Genomic DNA, 16,546 nt, shown 5'->3' with positions numbered 1-16,546 from the left:
CCACCCCAGTCCATAAACTCCTCAGCTAACCCCAACACTTGAAGCGAGGCATACATGACCAGGCAGTTCGTGTTCTCTTCCGAATCCGTCGGCGCGGGACACCCCGACAAGAACATCTCAGATGCCATCCTCGATGCCATTCTCCGGACCGACCCGAAGGCGCGCGTCGCCTGTGAAACGTTGGTGAAGACAGGGATGGTCGTTTTGGCTGGCGAGATCACCACCCATGCCCAGATCGATTACAGCCAGGTTGCCCGCGATACGATACTCGATATTGGCTATGACGACGATGCCATAGGCTTTGACGGTCGACGTTGCGCCGTCGTTCTGGCTCTCACCGAGCAGTCGCCCGACATTAGCCAGGGAGTTGACGAAGGACGAGGGCAGGATCTCGAGCAGGGGGCAGGGGATCAGGGCCTCATGTTTGGATTCGCATGCAACGAGACGGAAACATTGATGCCATTGCCGATCCAACTCGCTCACCGTTTGACGAAAAGACAGGCAGAGGTCCGAAAAACGGGACAGCTTGGCTGGCTGCGTCCGGATGTGAAATCTCAAGTGTCCGTACGCTACGAGGGTCTCCGCCCGGTGGCGCTGGATACCATAGTCCTGTCGACGCAGCATGACGAGGCAGTCTCCCAAGAAACAGTCCGCGAAGGTGTCATTGAGGAGATCATTAAGCCGCTCTTGCCGCCCTACTTGGATACGACGGGGATCAGATTTCTGGTCAACCCAACAGGGCGGTTCGTGATCGGCGGGCCTGCCGGCGACTGCGGCCTCACGGGACGCAAGATCATCGTCGATTCCTACGGTGGAACGGGGCGTCACGGCGGCGGCGCCTTTTCGGGCAAGGACCCATCCAAGGTTGACCGCTCGGCCGCCTATGCGGCGCGGTACGTCGCAAAGAATATCGTTGCCAGCGGCCTTGCAGAGGTCTGCGAGGTTCAGCTTGCTTACGCGATCGGCGTGGCCAGTCCGGTATCTGTCATGGTCAACACATTCGGAACCGCAAGGATTGAGGAAAAAAAGATCGAGCGCCTTATTCTTGAGCTTTTCGATCTCCGACCGAAAGGCATCATCAAGATGCTTGATCTCTTACGCCCGATATACCGCAAGACCGCGACATACGGGCACTTCGGCCGTGAAGAGCCCGAGTTCACCTGGGAAAAGACGGACAGAGCCGACGAATTGCTGCGTGAAGCAGGACCGGCGGCTGCGTGAGGGCCGTTTCAAGCGAATGCGGCAATCCATTTCAACTCGCTATACCCGGGCCCGGCCGGCATGCCAGATAGCCGGGTGGGTTCTGGGCGGAGATTTTGATGCCGGAATATGACGTGCTTTGCATCGGCAATGCCATTGTCGACATCATCGCGCAATGCGACGAGGCTTTTCTCGAGACCAACGGCATCATCAAGGGCGCGATGAACCTTATCGACGCCAGGCGCGCCGAACTGCTCTACAGCCGCATGGGGCCGGCGATCGAGGCTTCCGGCGGCAGCGCCGGCAACACCGCCGCCGGCGTCGCCAGCCTCGGCGGACGGGCCGCCTTCTTCGGCAAGGTGTCGAATGACGCGCTGGGCGAGATCTATACGCACGACATCCAGGCCCAGGGCGTGGCCTTCGACACCAGGCCGCTTACAGGCCAGCCGCCCACGGCGCGCTCGATGATCTTCGTGACGCCCGACGGCGAGCGTTCGATGAACACCTATCTCGGCGCCTGCGTCGAGCTTGGCCCGGAGGATGTCGAGGCAGACAAGGCCGCCGGCGCCAGGGTGACCTATTTCGAGGGGTATCTATGGGATCCGCCGCGCGCCAAGGAGGCCATCCGCCAGACTGCAAGACTGGCGCATGCGGCCGGCCGCGAGGTGTCGATGACGCTGTCGGATTCCTTCTGCGTCGACCGCTACCGCGACGAGTTCCTCGAGCTGATGCGCTCAGGCACCGTGGACATCGTCTTTGCCAACAGCCACGAGATCAAGTCGCTCTACCAGACCGCTTCCTTCGAGGAGGCGCTCGACGCCATCCGCAAGGATTGCAAAATAGCTGCCGTCACCCGTTCCGAGAAAGGCTCGGTCATCGTGCGCGGCGACGAGACCGTCATCATCGAGGCGACGAAGATCAAGGAACTGGTCGATACGACCGGCGCCGGCGATTACTATGCCGCCGGCTTCCTTTACGGCTACACGACCGGGCGCAGCCTCAAGGATTGCGGCGACCTCGGCTCGCTGGCCGCCGGGCTGGTGATCCAGCAGATCGGTCCTCGCCCGCGCCAGAGTTTGCGTCAGGAAGCCGAGCAAGCCGGGTCGATCTAGCCGGGCGGTTCAACGACGGGCTGCCCGTCTCCCCTCCTGCGGACCGTGCGGAGCGGTGCGCTTTAATCGAAATGTCGGATGCGCATCCCCGTGAGAAGCAGCCGCGGGGGCATGCCACGATGGAAAAGGGTGAGTATCGCCCTCCAGTGCGAACCTTCTGCCGTGCGATATGGGGAAGCGTTCGGATCAGTAGCTCGACCCGTTGCATATCTTGCTCACCCGCGATGGTCGACCTCGTGTGTCAACAGGTCGGCCGTGCGATACAGCGGGTAAGCGGCCGACTCGTGAATTGAAATGAACGTATCGCCCGATTGAGATTATCTTGCCGGGAGCGCAGTGCGCTGTTCAAGCCACTCGGACGATCATGAGCAAACATAAGCACCGTCGTGAGCCAAGCCGGCATCGCTATGACGATGACACGGTTTCTTTTGCGGAACGGTCTTCCGAGCCAAGCTATTTCTGCGTTCGCCACCGTAACCACACCAGCTGTCGACGCCGACGTGATCTTGTTCAGCACCGGCGAGGGTTTTGGCTTTGTCAAATTGCCCGAGGGCATAGAGACACATCCGCGTGCTGCAGGCGGCCGGGAAGCCCGGTGTTTCCGAAGAAACGCGTCTCAAGGCCACACTGGGAGAAGGTCCAAGAGGTCACCGTCTCTCAAGTGCTGGAGGTCGGTAATCAGACCGCGAAACTCAGCTACGTACGCGTAGCGCTGGAGAGCCCGCCGCCGGACGAGTGCCCAATTGGAGAGCGAGGGCACGGTAAAGTGGTACAATCCGCAAAAAGGGCTTCGGCTTCCTTGCTCCTGAAAACCGTGAGAAGGATATCTTCGTTCATGCCACCGGGCTGACCCGCTCAGGACTGAGCACGCTGATGGAGGGTCAGAAGGTGTTTGTCCAATGCGGGCAGGGCAAGAAAGGCCCGGAGGGTCGGAGCATCCGCTCGCTAGACCCATGCGTTGGTCGAAGACCGAAATCGCGTCTTAGACAAAGAAAAAGCCCGCTGCCGGGAGGAGGTGGCAGCGGGCTCGATTTCGAATGAGACACGGGAGGAGGTGCGCCCCATTCAGCGTCGGCACCACATCTGGGAGGAGTAGATGGCCGACAACATGATCATACCGATAGCCGCCGATATTGCAATGCACAAATCATCTCTCGCAGGTGCGAAATCATGCCGCATCGGCTTGGTCGATCGTTAAAAGTGCAGTCAGGCTGCGCCATTCTTGCGGGCACGCTTGGCAGGTGCCGACGTTTCCGGTTCCTTCGGCTTGCGGCCCAGACCCATGGTCTTGGCCAATGCCGAGCGGGCCGCAGCGTAGTTTGGCGCCACCATGGGATAGTCCGCCGGCAGCCCCCATTTCGCGCGATATTCGTCGGGCGTAAGGCCATGGTGGGTAGCCAGGTGACGCTTAAGCGACTTGAACTTCTTACCGTCCTCAAGGCTGACAATGTAATCGGGTGTAACCGATTTTCTGATCGGTACGGCAGGGTTGAGAGGTTCCGACTTTTCTGGTGCTGCACCACCGGCAGTGGCTTTCAATGCGATGTGGATCAGGCCGATAAGCCCAGGCAGTTCACTGACGGGAACAGGATTGTTCGAAACATAGGCTGAGATGACATGGGCGGTGAGTTCGATAAGGTTATCAGCTGTCTCAGTTTCTTCGGTCATGAAAACGCTCCTGCGGACTTAGACTAGGCGTGGGGAATCAATTCATAGCTTAATAGTGACGGCCGCCTTTGATGGCAACCAAGCCATTGCACGATCTGTTCGCGGATCGCTACACACCCGGCCGCAGTCGCAGGATAACTCTTCAACCGTCATCGTCCTGACAACACCGCTGTGCCATGGTTGTGCCGCGTCGATGCGGCGCCTCTTCACCCAAATTTATTCGGATAGTTCGGAGAAACGAATGAACGCTAAGGCTTTCAGCAACCCCCTTTTCGTGAAGCGCGCAACGCACATCATCCAAGAGATTGCCGGCCTTGCGGATGCCATCGATTTTCTCAATGAATGGCCTGAAGATCGCAGAGACATGATCCACGAGATCGCCCTGAGGGCATGCTACGATGCATACGATGGGCGCAAGCCGGTAAGTACGGCTCGCAATGCCTTTTTCGGCTTTGCGAAACGGGTCGACATATTGGAAGATCCAACCTCGGCGATGAAGTGGATTGCTGCCTGCAGATCGGGCAGTGGAAAAGTGCAGGTGTAGACCTCGACGACGTCTGGCAAGGCGCGTCAAACAGTGCACTATTGTCCGAGTTTCACGGCTAGACCGCGCGAATGAGAAGCAGTTCCTCACCGCCGACTACAAAAGTGCAGATCGCACGCAACCTGACTATGGCCAGACGCAGCTCATGGCGATCGCTTGGTCGTGAATGGCCAGCCTCAGTGGTGCAGGTGCATCGGTCGCGTTCGACTGAGTAAAGAAATACGACCGGGGCAGTTTGCCGCATAGTGGCTGTGGAGGAGGGGGGATGACCGGGTTGATCAGATTTGAGAGGCCAGTCGTTGTTCAGGTCAGCCGCCGCAGCTCAGAGCGCATCGTGGTGGACGTCAACGACGCGGCCGCTATCTTGCTGCGGGATCTGCATAATGAGACCGATAAACGCAGAATAGCGATGGACGTCTGTCTGCAGGTGTTACGCGGTAAGACCCATGCGCCAGCCGCTCGACGAGCTTTCGTCGCAGCCGCGCTCGAAGCACGCATTCTGCGCAACGATTGAGATTTATGACGCCGCTCATGAATTTCGGCCCTCTGCGCATCGCTGTTGGCCACGGTCCGAACATCCCTGCCGGCATCCGCCAGGAGCAAGCCAACCCCGTTACTTCCGCAATGGCTTTCCTGGTCGCGCGTGGGATCTTCCAACATCAAAACACAAGGGGTCCGCCAGCCAAGCTGCGGTCGTTCGGCTTCGCCTGCGCGGCGATCGTAATTGGAGACAGAGGCAGACGGGCCATTGAGCGAGAGTTGGCCGACTGCAGATGGCGGAGCGTCGATACTGTCACGATAGTCAACAGAAGTGCCGTTTGAACCTCCCCCCAGATTAGCCCTGCATCCGGTTTCCCGGAACACCCTTGGACCGGCCCCGCGTGATCGCCGATGCCTCTCCCGATGGTCGCCGATGTCGGAACGGAGGTTTCGGCGATCGCATCGGAAAGATGATAGTGATATTGGACTAGCTTAAATCCGGAGTAGTCCGAAACCGCTGGGGGTCAGCCGTCTGATCTCTGGCCGGCTCATTTGAGGGCCGGCCTGCTTCGATCGCCCGCCAACGCCCGCCTTCGGAACAGCTGGCGTGGCCGCGCCATAACAAGGCCCGACCAGACCAAGCTTACGGAGGCGCTTCGGTCGGCGGCAGGTCGATTTCTTTGGGTGAGCCGGATAGCCTCCTCAACCTACTTCGCCCGGGGTGCAGCGTCGCCGCTCACCGCCGGCAAGTGTCACCGAGTCCTACGCCGTTTGCGCTTTTTCCCGAATTGCGCGTGCCGCAGCCACCATGTTCACCAGGGCAGAGCGGACCTCCTCCCATCTGCGCGTTTTGAGGCCGCAGTCGGGATTCACCCACAGTTGGTCATCCAACAATCGATCGCGCGCAAGCATGATGAGGTTGGAAATCTCGCCCACTTCCGGGACCCGCGGCGAGTGAATGTCATAGACGCCAGGTCCGATATCGTTCGGATACTTGAAGGTTCGAAGCGTATCGAGCAGTTCCATCTGCGAGCGCGAGGCTTCAATGGAGATCACATCCGCATCCATTGCGGCGATAGCGTCCACGATGTCGCCGAACTCGGAGTAGCACATATGGGTGTGGATCTGGGTCGCATCCTCGACGGCCGTTGAAGCCAGCCGGAAGCATTCGACGGCCCAGTCGAGATAGGCCTCCCAGTCGGCCTGGCGCAGCGGCAAGCCCTCGCGCAGTGCGGCTTCGTCGATCTGGATCATCTTAGCGCCGGCCTTTTCAAGGTCGCTCACTTCATCGCGAATGGCGAGCGCGACCTGACGGCAGACGGCTGAGCGCGGAAGGTCGTCTCGGACGAAGGACCAATTGAGGATCGTCACGGGACCGGTAAGCATGCCTTTCACCGGCTTCAGCGTTAGCGACTGGGCATATCGCCACCAATGTAGTGTCATCGGATTTTGTCGCGACACATCTCCAATGATGATCGGGGGTCGCACAAAGCGCGAGCCATAGCTTTGCACCCACCCGTGTTGCGTGAAGGCGAAGCCGCAGAGCTGCTCGGCGAAATATTGCACCATGTCGTTGCGCTCGAATTCGCCGTGGACCAGCACGTCGAGTCCGATCTCTTCTTGCCAGCGAACGGCGGCTTTTATCTCTTTCTTCAGGAACGCTTCATAGTCGACGTAACTCAGCTGGCCTTTGGCATGAGCTGCCCGCGCCTTGCGAATCTCGGCTGTTTGCGGGAAGGAGCCGATCGTCGTGGTGGGGAAGGGGGGCAAGCCAAACACGTCGGCCTGAAGCTTGGAGCGGCCGGCAAATGCGCTCTTCCGGCGCGTCATGCCGACCTTGATCCTGGCGACCCGGCCTTCGACGAGCGGATCATGCACCTTGGCGGATGTCGCGCGAACGGCGGCAGCCTCAGCCGACGCCTCCAGTTCGGCGGCCACTGCGTCCCGGCCTTCGGCCAGGGCACGGGCGAGCACGACCAGCTCGTCGGTCTTTTGCGCTGCGAAGGCGAGCCACGACCTCACATCCGCATCGAGTGCCGTCTCCAAGTCCAGGTCGATCGGCACATGCAGCATCGAGCAGGACGGGGCAATCTCCACCCGCTCCAGCGGCCAACCGGCGACGATCGGCTTGATACGGTCAAATATCGCAGGCAGGTTCGCGCGCCAGACGTTGCGGCCGTCGATCAGCCCGAGCGAGAGCACAAGTTCCTTCTGCGCGAGCCGGCCGACGGCCTCCAACTGCTCTGGAGCGCGCACGAGATCCACGTGCAGTCCCGCCACGGGCAGAGAAATTGCGGTCTCGAGATTGTCTCCCAGCGATCCGAAATAGGTAGCGACCATGATCTTCAACTCGGGTGCTGCTTTCGACAGCCGGGAGTAGGCGAATTGGAGCGCATCCCGTTCGTTGGGAATCAGATCGAGCACGAGCGCCGGCTCATCGATCTGCACCCAATCGGCTCCCGCGAGCTTTAGCCTCTGCAGGAGTTCCTCGTAGACGGGCAGCAGCCGTGGCAGGAGCGCGATAGGGTTGAAACCTTCCTCAGGTGACTTCGCCAACTTGAGAAAGGTAACCGGTCCAAGCAGGACCGGGCGAGTGTGGATGCCGAGCGCCTTGGCCTCGAGGAAATGATCGACCGGTTTCGCCGACGAGAGGGCAAAGCTCTGATCGTCCCTGAGTTCCGGCACAATGTAGTGGTAGTTGGTGTCGAACCATTTGGTCATTTCCATCGCGGCAAGGCCCTGCCCATTGGCCGCAGGCTCGTCACCGGCAGGTCCACAATCCGCGGCCTGACCTTGATTGCCGCGCGCCATGGCGAAATAGATATCGAGTGGGACCTCGCCGTCAGTCCAGGCGTATCGTGCCGGAACGGCGCCGACCATGGCGACTGTGTCGAGCACGTGGTCATAAAGCGAGAAATCGTTGGACGGGATTTTCGACACGCCGCGATCGTGCTGCTCCCTCCAGCTAGCGGCACGCAGCGTCTTCGCCGTCGCGAGCAGATCGGCAGCGCGAGATTTTCCGGACCAGTAGTTTTCAAGCGCGAATTTCAGTTCCCGCCGTCGACCGATACGCGGCACGCCGAGCGTTGCTACAGGAATTCGTTGAGAGACAGTCATGCCATACCCCGATGGTTGGGGCGGGGGACAAGGAACCCGCGAATAGGCGGCACGAAGCCGAGCTACCGCGACCACCAGACACCCCGCCCGTGGACGTTGTTCGTCGTGGCAGGTCTCCTGGCTCGCGGGTCAAAGCCTCCGCCCGTCTTCCCGAGGCCGTTCGCCTCAGTGACATCAATGGGCTTGGCTCGCCGCTAACAGTTGCGGGGGCAGCGCCGGCATCGCACCGGCTTCCCTCTTAGCTCCGCTACGGCAGTGCCGCGCGAAGAACCATGACATGCGTACAATCACAGCCGCTTCGATCCTTGTCAATACCATATAACGAGATGTTTATGTGATTATGCGAGTAACACCTTGCGCTGATCGGTCTCTTTCGCCCAAAGCCGCTTACGAGGGTCGGGTCGGTCGAAAGGCATTCAGCGCCGCCCCGTCGCGCTCGAACTGCGCTCCACCGAAGTGCTTCAGGGTGTTTGCCGACTGGCCGGCCGTCGACGCAAGTGCCCGTTCGCCTTCCACAAACATGGGGGTCATCGGGTGCACTCACTTTTGGCCCGAAATCGAATTCGTCATGTCCGGACAACCAGACGAATGAAAGCGCGATGGCTTCCGTTTGATCGGCGCTCGTTGGAGGCGGCGCCCCTATTGTTGGAACGGCGTGATCATCAGGTGGTGCCTTCTCGGGTCGGCCGCGTCGCAGTGCTCTTGCACAGAGAACGCATCGTCGTGCCAACTGGGAAAATCGTTAGGAACGATGCAATCGCTCTGAAAGCATTGTGTGACATTGCGGACATCGTCGACGATCCGACAACGGGCGCACCCAATCACCGGATCAATTCCGGTGCGATCGCTGGAACGTGCAGAACCAAAGCAGTGAAGCTCACAATGAACTTGCTTGCCCTACATGGGTGCACTTCGACTAAGTTGTCACGCTTATCACTTCTTTTCTGGATGCGGGCCGGCTGTTCCTCCCGATCATTGCCCAGGTTGACGGCCGGCATGCGGAACGTAGAGGAGCGTTCGGTCTTCGTGTAGGGGTGCGTTCGGCTTATTGGTTCGCTATGATTTGGCCCAGATCGGCAAGGCACTCGACCACGTAGTCCGGTCTGAATGGAAACCGCTCTATGTCTGCCAGCTTGGTCACACCAGTAAGCACAAGGGCTGTTCTCAGGCCCGATTCCAGCCCCGCGAGCACGTCGGTATCCATGCGGTCCCCGACCATGATGGTATCGACAGCTCGAACTCCCAGCCGGTCGAGCGCGTCGCGCATCATGAACGGGTTCGGCTTCCCGACGAAATAGGGCTGACGGCCGGTGGCCTTCTCGATTAGTGCCGCGACAGCCCCGCACGCCGGATGGGAGCCCCGCTCGGTCGGGCCAGTGGCATCCGGGTTGGTGGCGAGAAAGCGCGCGCCCTTCGCCACAAGCTCAGCGCCAGTTGCGATCTGCTCGTAGTGGTACGACGTGGTGTCTCCGAGGACCACGAATTCGGGGGCAAACTCTGTTATTCGGCAGCCTGCCTGCCGCAGGGCCTCGACCAGACCGTGGTCGCCGATAACATAGGCAGTTGATCGGTGCTTTTGCAGCGCCATGAACCGCGCGGTGGCGAGCGCCGATGTGTAGATGTGCTCTGGCTGCACGGCGAAGCCAACCGCTCTTAGACGCTCGGCATGATCTTCTGGCGTGAACCGCGAGTTATTGGTGAAGATCTGAAAGGGCTCACCCTTGGCGACTAGCCCGGCAACATAGCCGACCGAGCCAGAAATCGGTTGGCCGCCCCGGACCAGGACCCCGTCCATGTCGAGCAGATGCGCTATAATCATTGGATCTCAACCCTCAATGTCTTTCGTGCATGCGCGGCCTGGGCACGTCTTGTGTCACTGAATCTTCTCCAGGCGGGAATGCCGGCGACTGTACCGATTCAGAGCGATGCGCGAAGGGGGCTCAGTGGGCCGTGCGGCAATAAGGAGGTTGCGGCGTAAACGTTTCGGTGCGCCAATTCGCCGTGCGGACGTCTTGCATCGTCGGGTTGACTACCTTCGCTGTCTCAGCGCACCTGATGCACAATCGCCTTCTTAGTTGCAGCAGACACCGGCCTGGCGAGACGTGCCGCGGTATGCATCTAGACGCCCAGCTACGTTGAAACCCCTCTACAGCGAGGAGGCAAGGTGCACCTGCGGACGGTAGGTTGCTCACCTATCCAAGCTTAAGGCGCGCAGGCGGGGGCACTGAAACGACCCGAAGCGGTCCGCGCTCGAATCATCTCTTTGGTTTGATCGTGCGCCGCCCGAGGTGTCCATCCAGATAGAGATCAGATGCCGCCCATGCAGAGGTATTTCATTTCGAGGTAGTCTTCGAGCCCGTGGCGGGAACCCTCCCGCCCGATGCCGGACTGCTTCATGCCGCCAAAAGGCGCCGCTTCCGAAGACATACGCCCCGTGTTGATGCCAACCATGCCGTATTCCAATGCCTCGGCAACGCGCCAGACACGCTTGAGGTTCGAGGCATAGAAATAGGCGGCGAGGCCGTAGATCGTGTCGTTGGCCTCACGCACAACCTGATCCGCATCTTCGAAGCGAATGATCGGCGCCAGCGGCCCGAAAGTCTCCTCTTGCGCAACAGCCATGATGCTGGAAATTTCGGTGAGCACTGTGGGCTTGAAGAAGGTGCCATCCTTGCCGATGCGTTCGGCCCCGCATCGAATAATCCCACCCTTGGCAACGGCATCTGCAATGTGCGACTCGATCTTGCGCAGAGCATGGATGTCGATCAGCGGTCCAATGTCCACTCCGGCAACGAAGCCGTCGCCAACCGACAAGTGCCGGACTTTGTCCACGAACTTCTCGACGAACTCATCGTGAACGCTCGATTGGACGTAAAGGCGGTTCGCCGAAACGCAAGTCTGACCGGCGTTGCGGAATTTCGCCTGGATCGCGCCGTCAACCGCAGCGTCGATATCGGCGTCATCAAAGACAATGAAAGGGGCATTGCCGCCGAGCTCGAGGCTGACCTTCTTGATCTGGTCCGAGCACTGGCGCATGAGCAGCCGGCCAACCTCGGTCGAGCCCGTAAAGCTGATCTTTCGCACCTTGGGATTTGAGCAGAGTTCGCGTCCTACGGCGTCACCTTCGGACGCATATACCAGGTTGATGACGCCGTCGGGAAAGCCGGCTTGATGCGCGAGGGCGAACATTGCGCCTGCCACGAGCGGCGTCTGTTCAGCGGGTTTAAGCACAATCGCGCAGCCCGCCGCCAGGGCCGGCGAGATCTTGCGCGCCACCATCGACGCTGGGAAATTCCATGGCGTAATTGTGCCCACGACACCGATCGGCTGCTTGATCACCATCATGCGACGGTCAATCGATGGTGGGGGGATCGTCTCGCCATAGATGCGATTGGCTTCTTCGGCGTACCATTGCAGATACGCGGCCGCATGCGACACCTCCGACTTGGCTTCGGCAAACGGCTTGCCCATCTCTGCAGTGAGTATCGCGGCAAGATCATCGGCGTGGTCCATGATCAGTTCATGCCACCGCCACAAAACGTCGCTGCGTTCTCGGGCGGGCAGTGCAGCCCATCTAGGCTGCGCCGTGTAGGCCTTGTCGATCGCAGCGCGTGTCTCCTTCACACCCATGTCGGGAAGCACCGCCAAGACTTCCCCGCTCGATGGATTGAGGACCTCGAATGTCCGCTCGCTAGCCGGCGTGCCGGGTGCTGGCAGGCGATCGATGGCGCCAAACAGGTCAGGGGATTTCAAGCGACGGATTATTGGCAGGCGCAGGGGCAATACCGGATTCCTCTCAAGAGCAGCGGAGTTGTATGTCGGCAGGCCTCGGTTTGTACTCCGCACCTGCGGGTTCCTTATAGGACCTCGATCATACGGCTGGTAGAGAATTGGGGGTCGCCGCGTCCGATACTGGGAAAAGCCAGCTGGAGCGAAGTCTGGACCAGGGCGTAAGCGACAACGTTTACCACCCGAGCTTCGGGATGACCTCCGGTACTGCGCCGAGCGCCTGCTTCCCATGCAAACGCAGAACAACTGGCCGAGCCTTCCACTCAGAATCAGTGAATCCGGGGCGAATGCCGCACTCTCTGGGGCATGGAAGGGCGGAAGGTGACCGGCAGGCTCTGCGGGCAGCGAATGACGTAAGACGGCATGTAGACCACGTCCTCCGCGGCGATGCTCAGCGCCAGATCCTCCAGCCGCCCGAATAGCGCGGGGAAGGCGCAGCCCAATTCCAGGCGCGCCAGCGCAGCGCCCAGGCACGAATGGGGTCCCTCGCCGAACGACAGGTGCGGGTTGTGCAGCCGGGTGACGTCGAACCGGTCGGCGCCGGGACCGAAGGCCTTTTCGTCCCGGTTCGCCGCATGTAACGCCATCAGCACGGCGTCGCCGCGGCGCACTATGCATCCGTCGATCTCCACGTCCTGGGTGGCATAGCGAAATGGCAGATTGGCCGCTGAGCTGCCCCACCGCAGAATCTCCTCGATCGCCTGTGACCACGGAACTTGGCCGCTGCGTACCAGGTGCAGTTGCTGCGGATGCGTCAGCAATGCCAGCATGCCATTGCCGATGACGCCGGCGACAGTCACGAAGCCTGCAGAGAGCACCATGAACAGCATGTCGATGAGCTCGGTGTCGGAAACGAGCTCGCCATTGTCGCGTGCGACGATCAGCGCCGAAGCCAGATCGTCGCCGAGCCGGCGACGCTTGAGCGCGATCAGACGACGGAAGAACTCCGGGATGCGCTGCCGCGTCTGTCTTACCTCTGCGGCTGTAGCGGAGGTGCTGGCCAGGCTGTAGGTGAGGGCGACGATCTCTTCACGCTGTTCGTCCGGCAAACCGAACAGTTCGGCGATCACGTTGGTGGGCAGCGGAACAGCGAACTCGCACATCAGATCGGCACTGCCGCCGCGCTGCGCCATCTCGGCCAGGAGTTGATCGACGCGTTGTTCGATCCGTGGCGCCAGCAAGGCGATACGACTGGGCGCGAAGCTGCTGGACAGCAGGCCGCGCAAGCGCCGGTGATCGGCGCCGTGCGCTGTGGCCATGTTGTCCACTTTGCACATCCCGATCAGCGGATGATCCTCGGGAATCTCGCCATCCTGCAGCGCCCGCCACTGTCGCCAGTCCTTGTTGAAACGCTGGTCGGAAAGCATCCGCCTGAGCGTCTGGTGACGGCCTGCCGCCCAGGCCACCACATCGCCAGGCAGCGCCACCCGCGCCACTCCCCTCTGCTGCAGAATCGCAGAAGACAGATCATCAAGTTGCGTGGGAGCGGCCGGCACACCGATCACGTCGCAATGATCGTTTTCTACGCGCATGCCAACAACTCCCTTTAGACCCATCGCGGTGCACTTCTCGGCACGGATGATCCGGGCGCGGACTTGGGAATGCCTTTTCAGGGTGCTTCGTCGTTAGAAGCGGTAGGTGAGACCTGCGCCTACCAGCCAGGGATCGAGCTTAGCCTTGCCTGTGAGCTTAGCGCCGGCGACAGTGACGTCGAAGTCGGGCTTAAGGAAAAGCTTCTTCACGTCGAAGTTGACGCCCCAGTGCTGGTCCACCATGTAGTCGAATCCGACCTGCAGCGCGGCGCCGAATGTGTTCTTGACCTTGAGATCATCGGCGCTGCCGGCTTGCTGGTGATAGAAGATCGTATAGTTCAAGCCGGCGCCGACATAGGGCTTGAAGGCGCCGAAATCGGTAAAATGATACTGCAATGTGAGCGTTGGCGGCAGCAGCCAAACCTTGCCGATCTTGCCCAGCCCGCCGATCGAACCTTGGCCATCGATGTTGGCATAGGTGGTGCCGAGTATGAGTTCGGCGGCGATGTTGTCGTTGAAGAAATACGATATATCGAGTTCCGGCGTCACGCTGTTCGAATAGGAAAGACCGGAGCCGGGCACCGCGTTGACGTAGCCCGAATCCTCGGTGATCACCCCCAACGCGCGCATGCGGAGCTGCCAGGGGCTTGGCGCTTCCGCGACCGGGGCTCCTACCTTCGCAACGCTCGCGGCTTGATGAATATCTGCCGCGCCGGCCTGTCCTGCAACGATGAGGACGACAGCCGCTGTTACTGCCCACGCCACGCTAATTCGCGCTCTCGCCATACTCTTCTCTCCTTGATCTTCAGAAGCGACGCACTGCGCCTTGATTGAATCCTGCTCGCATCAATCGGGATTGACGGAGCGGTCATGCGCGATAGCCCCCGCATAGGTCGTGCCAAATGACAAAATCATTGCGAAACAATGCGATCGCTCTGAGAGCGCTGTGTCTCATGTCCGACTTCGTCGAAGATCCGACAAAGAGTGCAGACGCAGCCACCCGGGTAGGCAAATGCAATCCAGAGTCGGCCGGGTTCTAGGGCGGGAACGGGCTGTACGTTTCAAGCCCTCGGAGATTTCACACGGCGTCAGCTGCCCATGTTCACGATGCGGTCGCAGACCGGGACCGTGGACACAAAGGGGAGTGGCTTGCCCGCGTACCTTCCCTGACTGGCAATTCGCCGCATGACGGCTCTGCACGAATGAGCGGCTGGAATGCGGGCACTGCTGTCCGGCAGCCTTTGGCCGCAAGCGCGGCCGCCTTTGTGCTGTCATCGGGCATTTGGAATACCGTCCGTTGGTAATCAGGCTCCCCTGTAGCCGGCGGGGGAAATGCGTTGTGTTTCTTCGTGTAAAGTAAGCAAATCACAGGTATTTGAGGGCCGTGCAACCAGGATATGTCAGGTTCGCCGTTCGCACGTCCAGCGCCTGCCGGAACAGATGTTTTACGGTGATGTAGTACTGGCTCACATCGCCACTCCCCGTCGGACGCGAAGTTAACCAACGCCTGAGCAACCATCAATGTCTGACAGCTGGAGAATCATTGACTGTCGATTTCGTTGAGCTTTCCCCGCAAATTGGCCGTGGGCGGGCGTATTGTTCAGGCGGCGATCTCCCAAAGGAACTGCCTGTCCGCAGCCTTGCCGACGTGCCTTACGCGCCCGGCCTTCGTAAGCTCTTGCCAACGGAGAGCCGTCCGTACACGGCGCATTTGCTGTCGCATACCGGGCGTGAGTACCGAACAGTGTGGAAAGGGGACGAACGTCAAGCGTCAGACCTGCAGGCTTTGAGCAAGGTAGTCTCGAACCTCAAAGAGATTCACCCCGAAACGCTCCGCATCACCAGGGAAGACAACGATCGAGAGCTTGTTTGAAAACACCTTGTCGTACGAAGCGTCGGCGAAGGATTGCGCGATCTTCTCGACTACCTTCTTTCTCGGCAGTCCAACGCGCCCGCGACCGGTGCCGATCAAACCGATCGCTATATCGCCCAGCTCGCCCTTCGTAGCCAAGAATTCCCAAAGAGCTTCTAGCGCTGCATCGAGCATTTTGGGCCTCGACTTGGCGGGTGCCTTCGTCATTTAGTTCGGCCATCGCCGAAAGGTAGAAGGTCTTCCCGTGCGAGCTGATCTTTGCGACCGTCCCGACAGGGTATCTCCGTTTTTTCCCTTTACCAGCCGGATGCTCCTCGAATGCCACACCTTTGAGGGACGTAGTCAGTTGCTTGTCCAACTCAACCGTGTTCCCCAAGAAATATTTGTTCGTGAACTTTCCCTGCAAGCTGTCTGGATTGATCAGCCGCTGGCTATGTCAGTGTCAAAGGTCGTGTTAGTGTTGATGACGATGTTGGTAGCGGGTGATTCCAAGAGGTCTCCAATAAGAACCTCGTAGCTAAAATCCTTTCTTGGAATGCGATAGGAAATCCGAGATATTGGTCGCCTTGAAAGGAGAGCTGCCACCACGGCAAAACCGACGACGACCAAGAAGCTATAGGCACTGTAGTTGTTCCGAGTGTACATACTAAAGAAGTCGAGCATGTCTAGAAGAAGGTATATCCCTCCGAGAACTGCGAGAATTCTTGCTAGACCATCAACCGATAGGAGTGCATACCGCCAATATGACCAAGTACGGATCGAGCTAACAAAATACTTCACGACTTACAGCCCGAGGTTTTTGTAGGGCTGATCGGTGTAGTAGTGCGGACCGGTTTGTCCCTCTTTCCGGTACATGGCGTGGCTGTCTGGCCAATTGGCCATGGCATACTCTACGATCTTAACCCCAAACGGGACGTAGATCGCTAAGCTCTCGCGAATTGCTGGCGGGCAGCGTTCGTCGCGACGCCTAGCGCCATTTAGATTCACGCCAATGATTGGTAAGCCAAGCTTGAGCGCGACGTCCATCTCCCACTTAACGAATTTCGTAAGCAGTTTTGTCTTCTCGCCGATAAGGACGACCATTAGCTTCGAGTTGGCAAAACGTTAGCGAAGTTGGCGCTTGATGCTTTCTTCTTGGCTTGTGTCTCGCGCCGTATTTAGGTCGTGCGCATTGTGGAAATCGAACGAGAATTTCTCGTTATCCGCCCATGCCGTCATGAGGCGATAGTAA

At 59.6% G+C, this 16,546-nt stretch carries 13 protein-coding genes and 1 riboswitch; of the genes, 5 read left to right on the top strand and 8 right to left on the bottom strand.

From position 1 onward, the window contains the following. The first annotated feature begins 54 nt into the window (after positions 1 to 54). From metK to EJ067_RS35280, 3 genes are all read left to right on the top strand, one after another. Positions 55 to 1,221 (top strand): methionine adenosyltransferase, encoded by a 1,167-nt coding sequence (metK, locus tag EJ067_RS10660; protein WP_126078988.1) that lies wholly within the window; start codon positions 55 to 57, stop codon positions 1,219 to 1,221. A 98-nt stretch (positions 1,222 to 1,319) separates the two neighbouring features. After that, on the top strand, positions 1,320 to 2,312 hold the full coding sequence (locus EJ067_RS10655) for an adenosine kinase (RefSeq protein WP_126078987.1): 993 nt from the start codon (positions 1,320 to 1,322) through the stop codon (positions 2,310 to 2,312). A 774-nt stretch (positions 2,313 to 3,086) separates the two neighbouring features. Next, on the top strand, positions 3,087 to 3,353 hold the full coding sequence (locus tag EJ067_RS35280) for a cold shock domain-containing protein (protein ID WP_348639285.1): 267 nt from the start codon (positions 3,087 to 3,089) through the stop codon (positions 3,351 to 3,353). Positions 3,354 to 3,518: 165 nt separating this feature from the next. Here EJ067_RS35280 and EJ067_RS10645 read toward each other — a convergent pair whose 3' ends face one another. Beyond that, positions 3,519 to 3,980, bottom strand: a complete 462-nt coding sequence (locus EJ067_RS10645) for a MucR family transcriptional regulator (protein WP_095811547.1) — start codon at positions 3,978 to 3,980, stop codon at positions 3,519 to 3,521. Positions 3,981 to 4,221: 241 nt separating this feature from the next. Between EJ067_RS10645 and EJ067_RS10640 the strand changes: the two genes are divergently transcribed. Both EJ067_RS10640 and EJ067_RS10635 read left to right on the top strand, forming a co-directional pair. Then, on the top strand, positions 4,222 to 4,524 hold the full coding sequence (locus tag EJ067_RS10640; protein ID WP_126078986.1) for a DUF982 domain-containing protein: 303 nt from the start codon (positions 4,222 to 4,224) through the stop codon (positions 4,522 to 4,524). 265 nt (positions 4,525 to 4,789) lie between these two features. After that, a complete protein-coding gene (locus EJ067_RS10635) occupies positions 4,790 to 5,038 on the top strand; it encodes a DUF982 domain-containing protein (RefSeq protein WP_126078985.1) in 249 nt (82 codons plus the stop codon). A 728-nt stretch (positions 5,039 to 5,766) separates the two neighbouring features. Here the strand turns inward: EJ067_RS10635 and metE are convergent. The 7 genes from metE to EJ067_RS34920 all read right to left on the bottom strand — a co-directional run bounded on the left by metE (position 5,767) and on the right by EJ067_RS34920 (position 16,398). Continuing rightward, positions 5,767 to 8,121: a 5-methyltetrahydropteroyltriglutamate--homocysteine S-methyltransferase gene (gene metE, locus EJ067_RS10630; protein WP_126078984.1), complete on the bottom strand. Its 2,355-nt coding sequence runs from the start codon at positions 8,119 to 8,121 to the stop codon at positions 5,767 to 5,769. An 89-nt stretch (positions 8,122 to 8,210) separates the two neighbouring features. Further along, positions 8,211 to 8,411, bottom strand: a riboswitch (cobalamin riboswitch). Positions 8,412 to 9,166: 755 nt separating this feature from the next. Next, entirely contained in the window at positions 9,167 to 9,940 is a 774-nt protein-coding gene (locus EJ067_RS10625; protein ID WP_126078983.1) for an HAD-IIA family hydrolase, read from the bottom strand. A 488-nt stretch (positions 9,941 to 10,428) separates the two neighbouring features. Further along, positions 10,429 to 11,859 carry an NAD-dependent succinate-semialdehyde dehydrogenase gene (locus EJ067_RS10620; protein WP_245467341.1) on the bottom strand — a complete coding sequence of 477 codons (1,431 nt, stop codon included), beginning with the start codon at positions 11,857 to 11,859 and terminating at the stop codon, positions 10,429 to 10,431. A gap of 320 nt (positions 11,860 to 12,179) precedes the next feature. Then, the gene (locus tag EJ067_RS10615) at positions 12,180 to 13,442 is read right to left on the bottom strand and encodes a cytochrome P450 (protein ID WP_126078981.1); all 1,263 of its coding nucleotides are present in this window, start codon (positions 13,440 to 13,442) and stop codon (positions 12,180 to 12,182) included. Between the two features lie 93 nt (positions 13,443 to 13,535). Beyond that, positions 13,536 to 14,228, bottom strand: coding sequence for an OmpW family protein (locus EJ067_RS10610; RefSeq protein ID WP_126078980.1), 693 nt, complete (start codon positions 14,226 to 14,228; stop codon positions 13,536 to 13,538). 985 nt (positions 14,229 to 15,213) lie between these two features. After that, on the bottom strand, positions 15,214 to 15,489 hold the full coding sequence (locus tag EJ067_RS35650; RefSeq protein ID WP_210211632.1) for a macro domain-containing protein: 276 nt from the start codon (positions 15,487 to 15,489) through the stop codon (positions 15,214 to 15,216). Between the two features lie 609 nt (positions 15,490 to 16,098). After that, complete coding sequence (locus EJ067_RS34920; protein WP_210211631.1) at positions 16,099 to 16,398, bottom strand: TIR domain-containing protein; 300 nt, start codon at positions 16,396 to 16,398, stop codon at positions 16,099 to 16,101. Between the last annotated feature and the right edge of the window lie 148 nt (positions 16,399 to 16,546).

Origin of the sequence: Mesorhizobium sp. M1D.F.Ca.ET.043.01.1.1 (assembly GCF_003952385.1) — a bacterium.
GTDB lineage: Bacteria > Pseudomonadota > Alphaproteobacteria > Rhizobiales > Rhizobiaceae > Mesorhizobium.
This window is presented reverse-complemented; position numbering and strand designations above follow the sequence as displayed.

Bases quoted from the DNA above. Each gene is read 5' to 3' on its own strand.
- metK (WP_126078988.1), top strand. From the start codon at position 55: ATGACCAGGCAGTTCGTGTTCTCTTCCGAATCCGTCGGCGCGGGACAC.
- EJ067_RS10655 (WP_126078987.1), top strand. From the start codon at position 1,320: ATGCCGGAATATGACGTGCTTTGCATCGGCAATGCCATTGTCGACATC.
- EJ067_RS10645 (WP_095811547.1), bottom strand. From the start codon at position 3,980: ATGACCGAAGAAACTGAGACAGCTGATAACCTTATCGAACTCACCGCC.
- EJ067_RS10640 (WP_126078986.1), top strand. From the start codon at position 4,222: ATGAACGCTAAGGCTTTCAGCAACCCCCTTTTCGTGAAGCGCGCAACG.
- EJ067_RS10635 (WP_126078985.1), top strand. From the start codon at position 4,790: ATGACCGGGTTGATCAGATTTGAGAGGCCAGTCGTTGTTCAGGTCAGC.
- metE (WP_126078984.1), bottom strand. From the start codon at position 8,121: ATGACTGTCTCTCAACGAATTCCTGTAGCAACGCTCGGCGTGCCGCGT.
- EJ067_RS10625 (WP_126078983.1), bottom strand. From the start codon at position 9,940: ATGATTATAGCGCATCTGCTCGACATGGACGGGGTCCTGGTCCGGGGC.
- EJ067_RS10615 (WP_126078981.1), bottom strand. From the start codon at position 13,442: ATGCGCGTAGAAAACGATCATTGCGACGTGATCGGTGTGCCGGCCGCT.
- EJ067_RS10610 (WP_126078980.1), bottom strand. From the start codon at position 14,228: ATGGCGAGAGCGCGAATTAGCGTGGCGTGGGCAGTAACAGCGGCTGTC.
- EJ067_RS35650 (WP_210211632.1), bottom strand. From the start codon at position 15,489: ATGCTCGATGCAGCGCTAGAAGCTCTTTGGGAATTCTTGGCTACGAAG.
- EJ067_RS34920 (WP_210211631.1), bottom strand. From the start codon at position 16,398: ATGGTCGTCCTTATCGGCGAGAAGACAAAACTGCTTACGAAATTCGTT.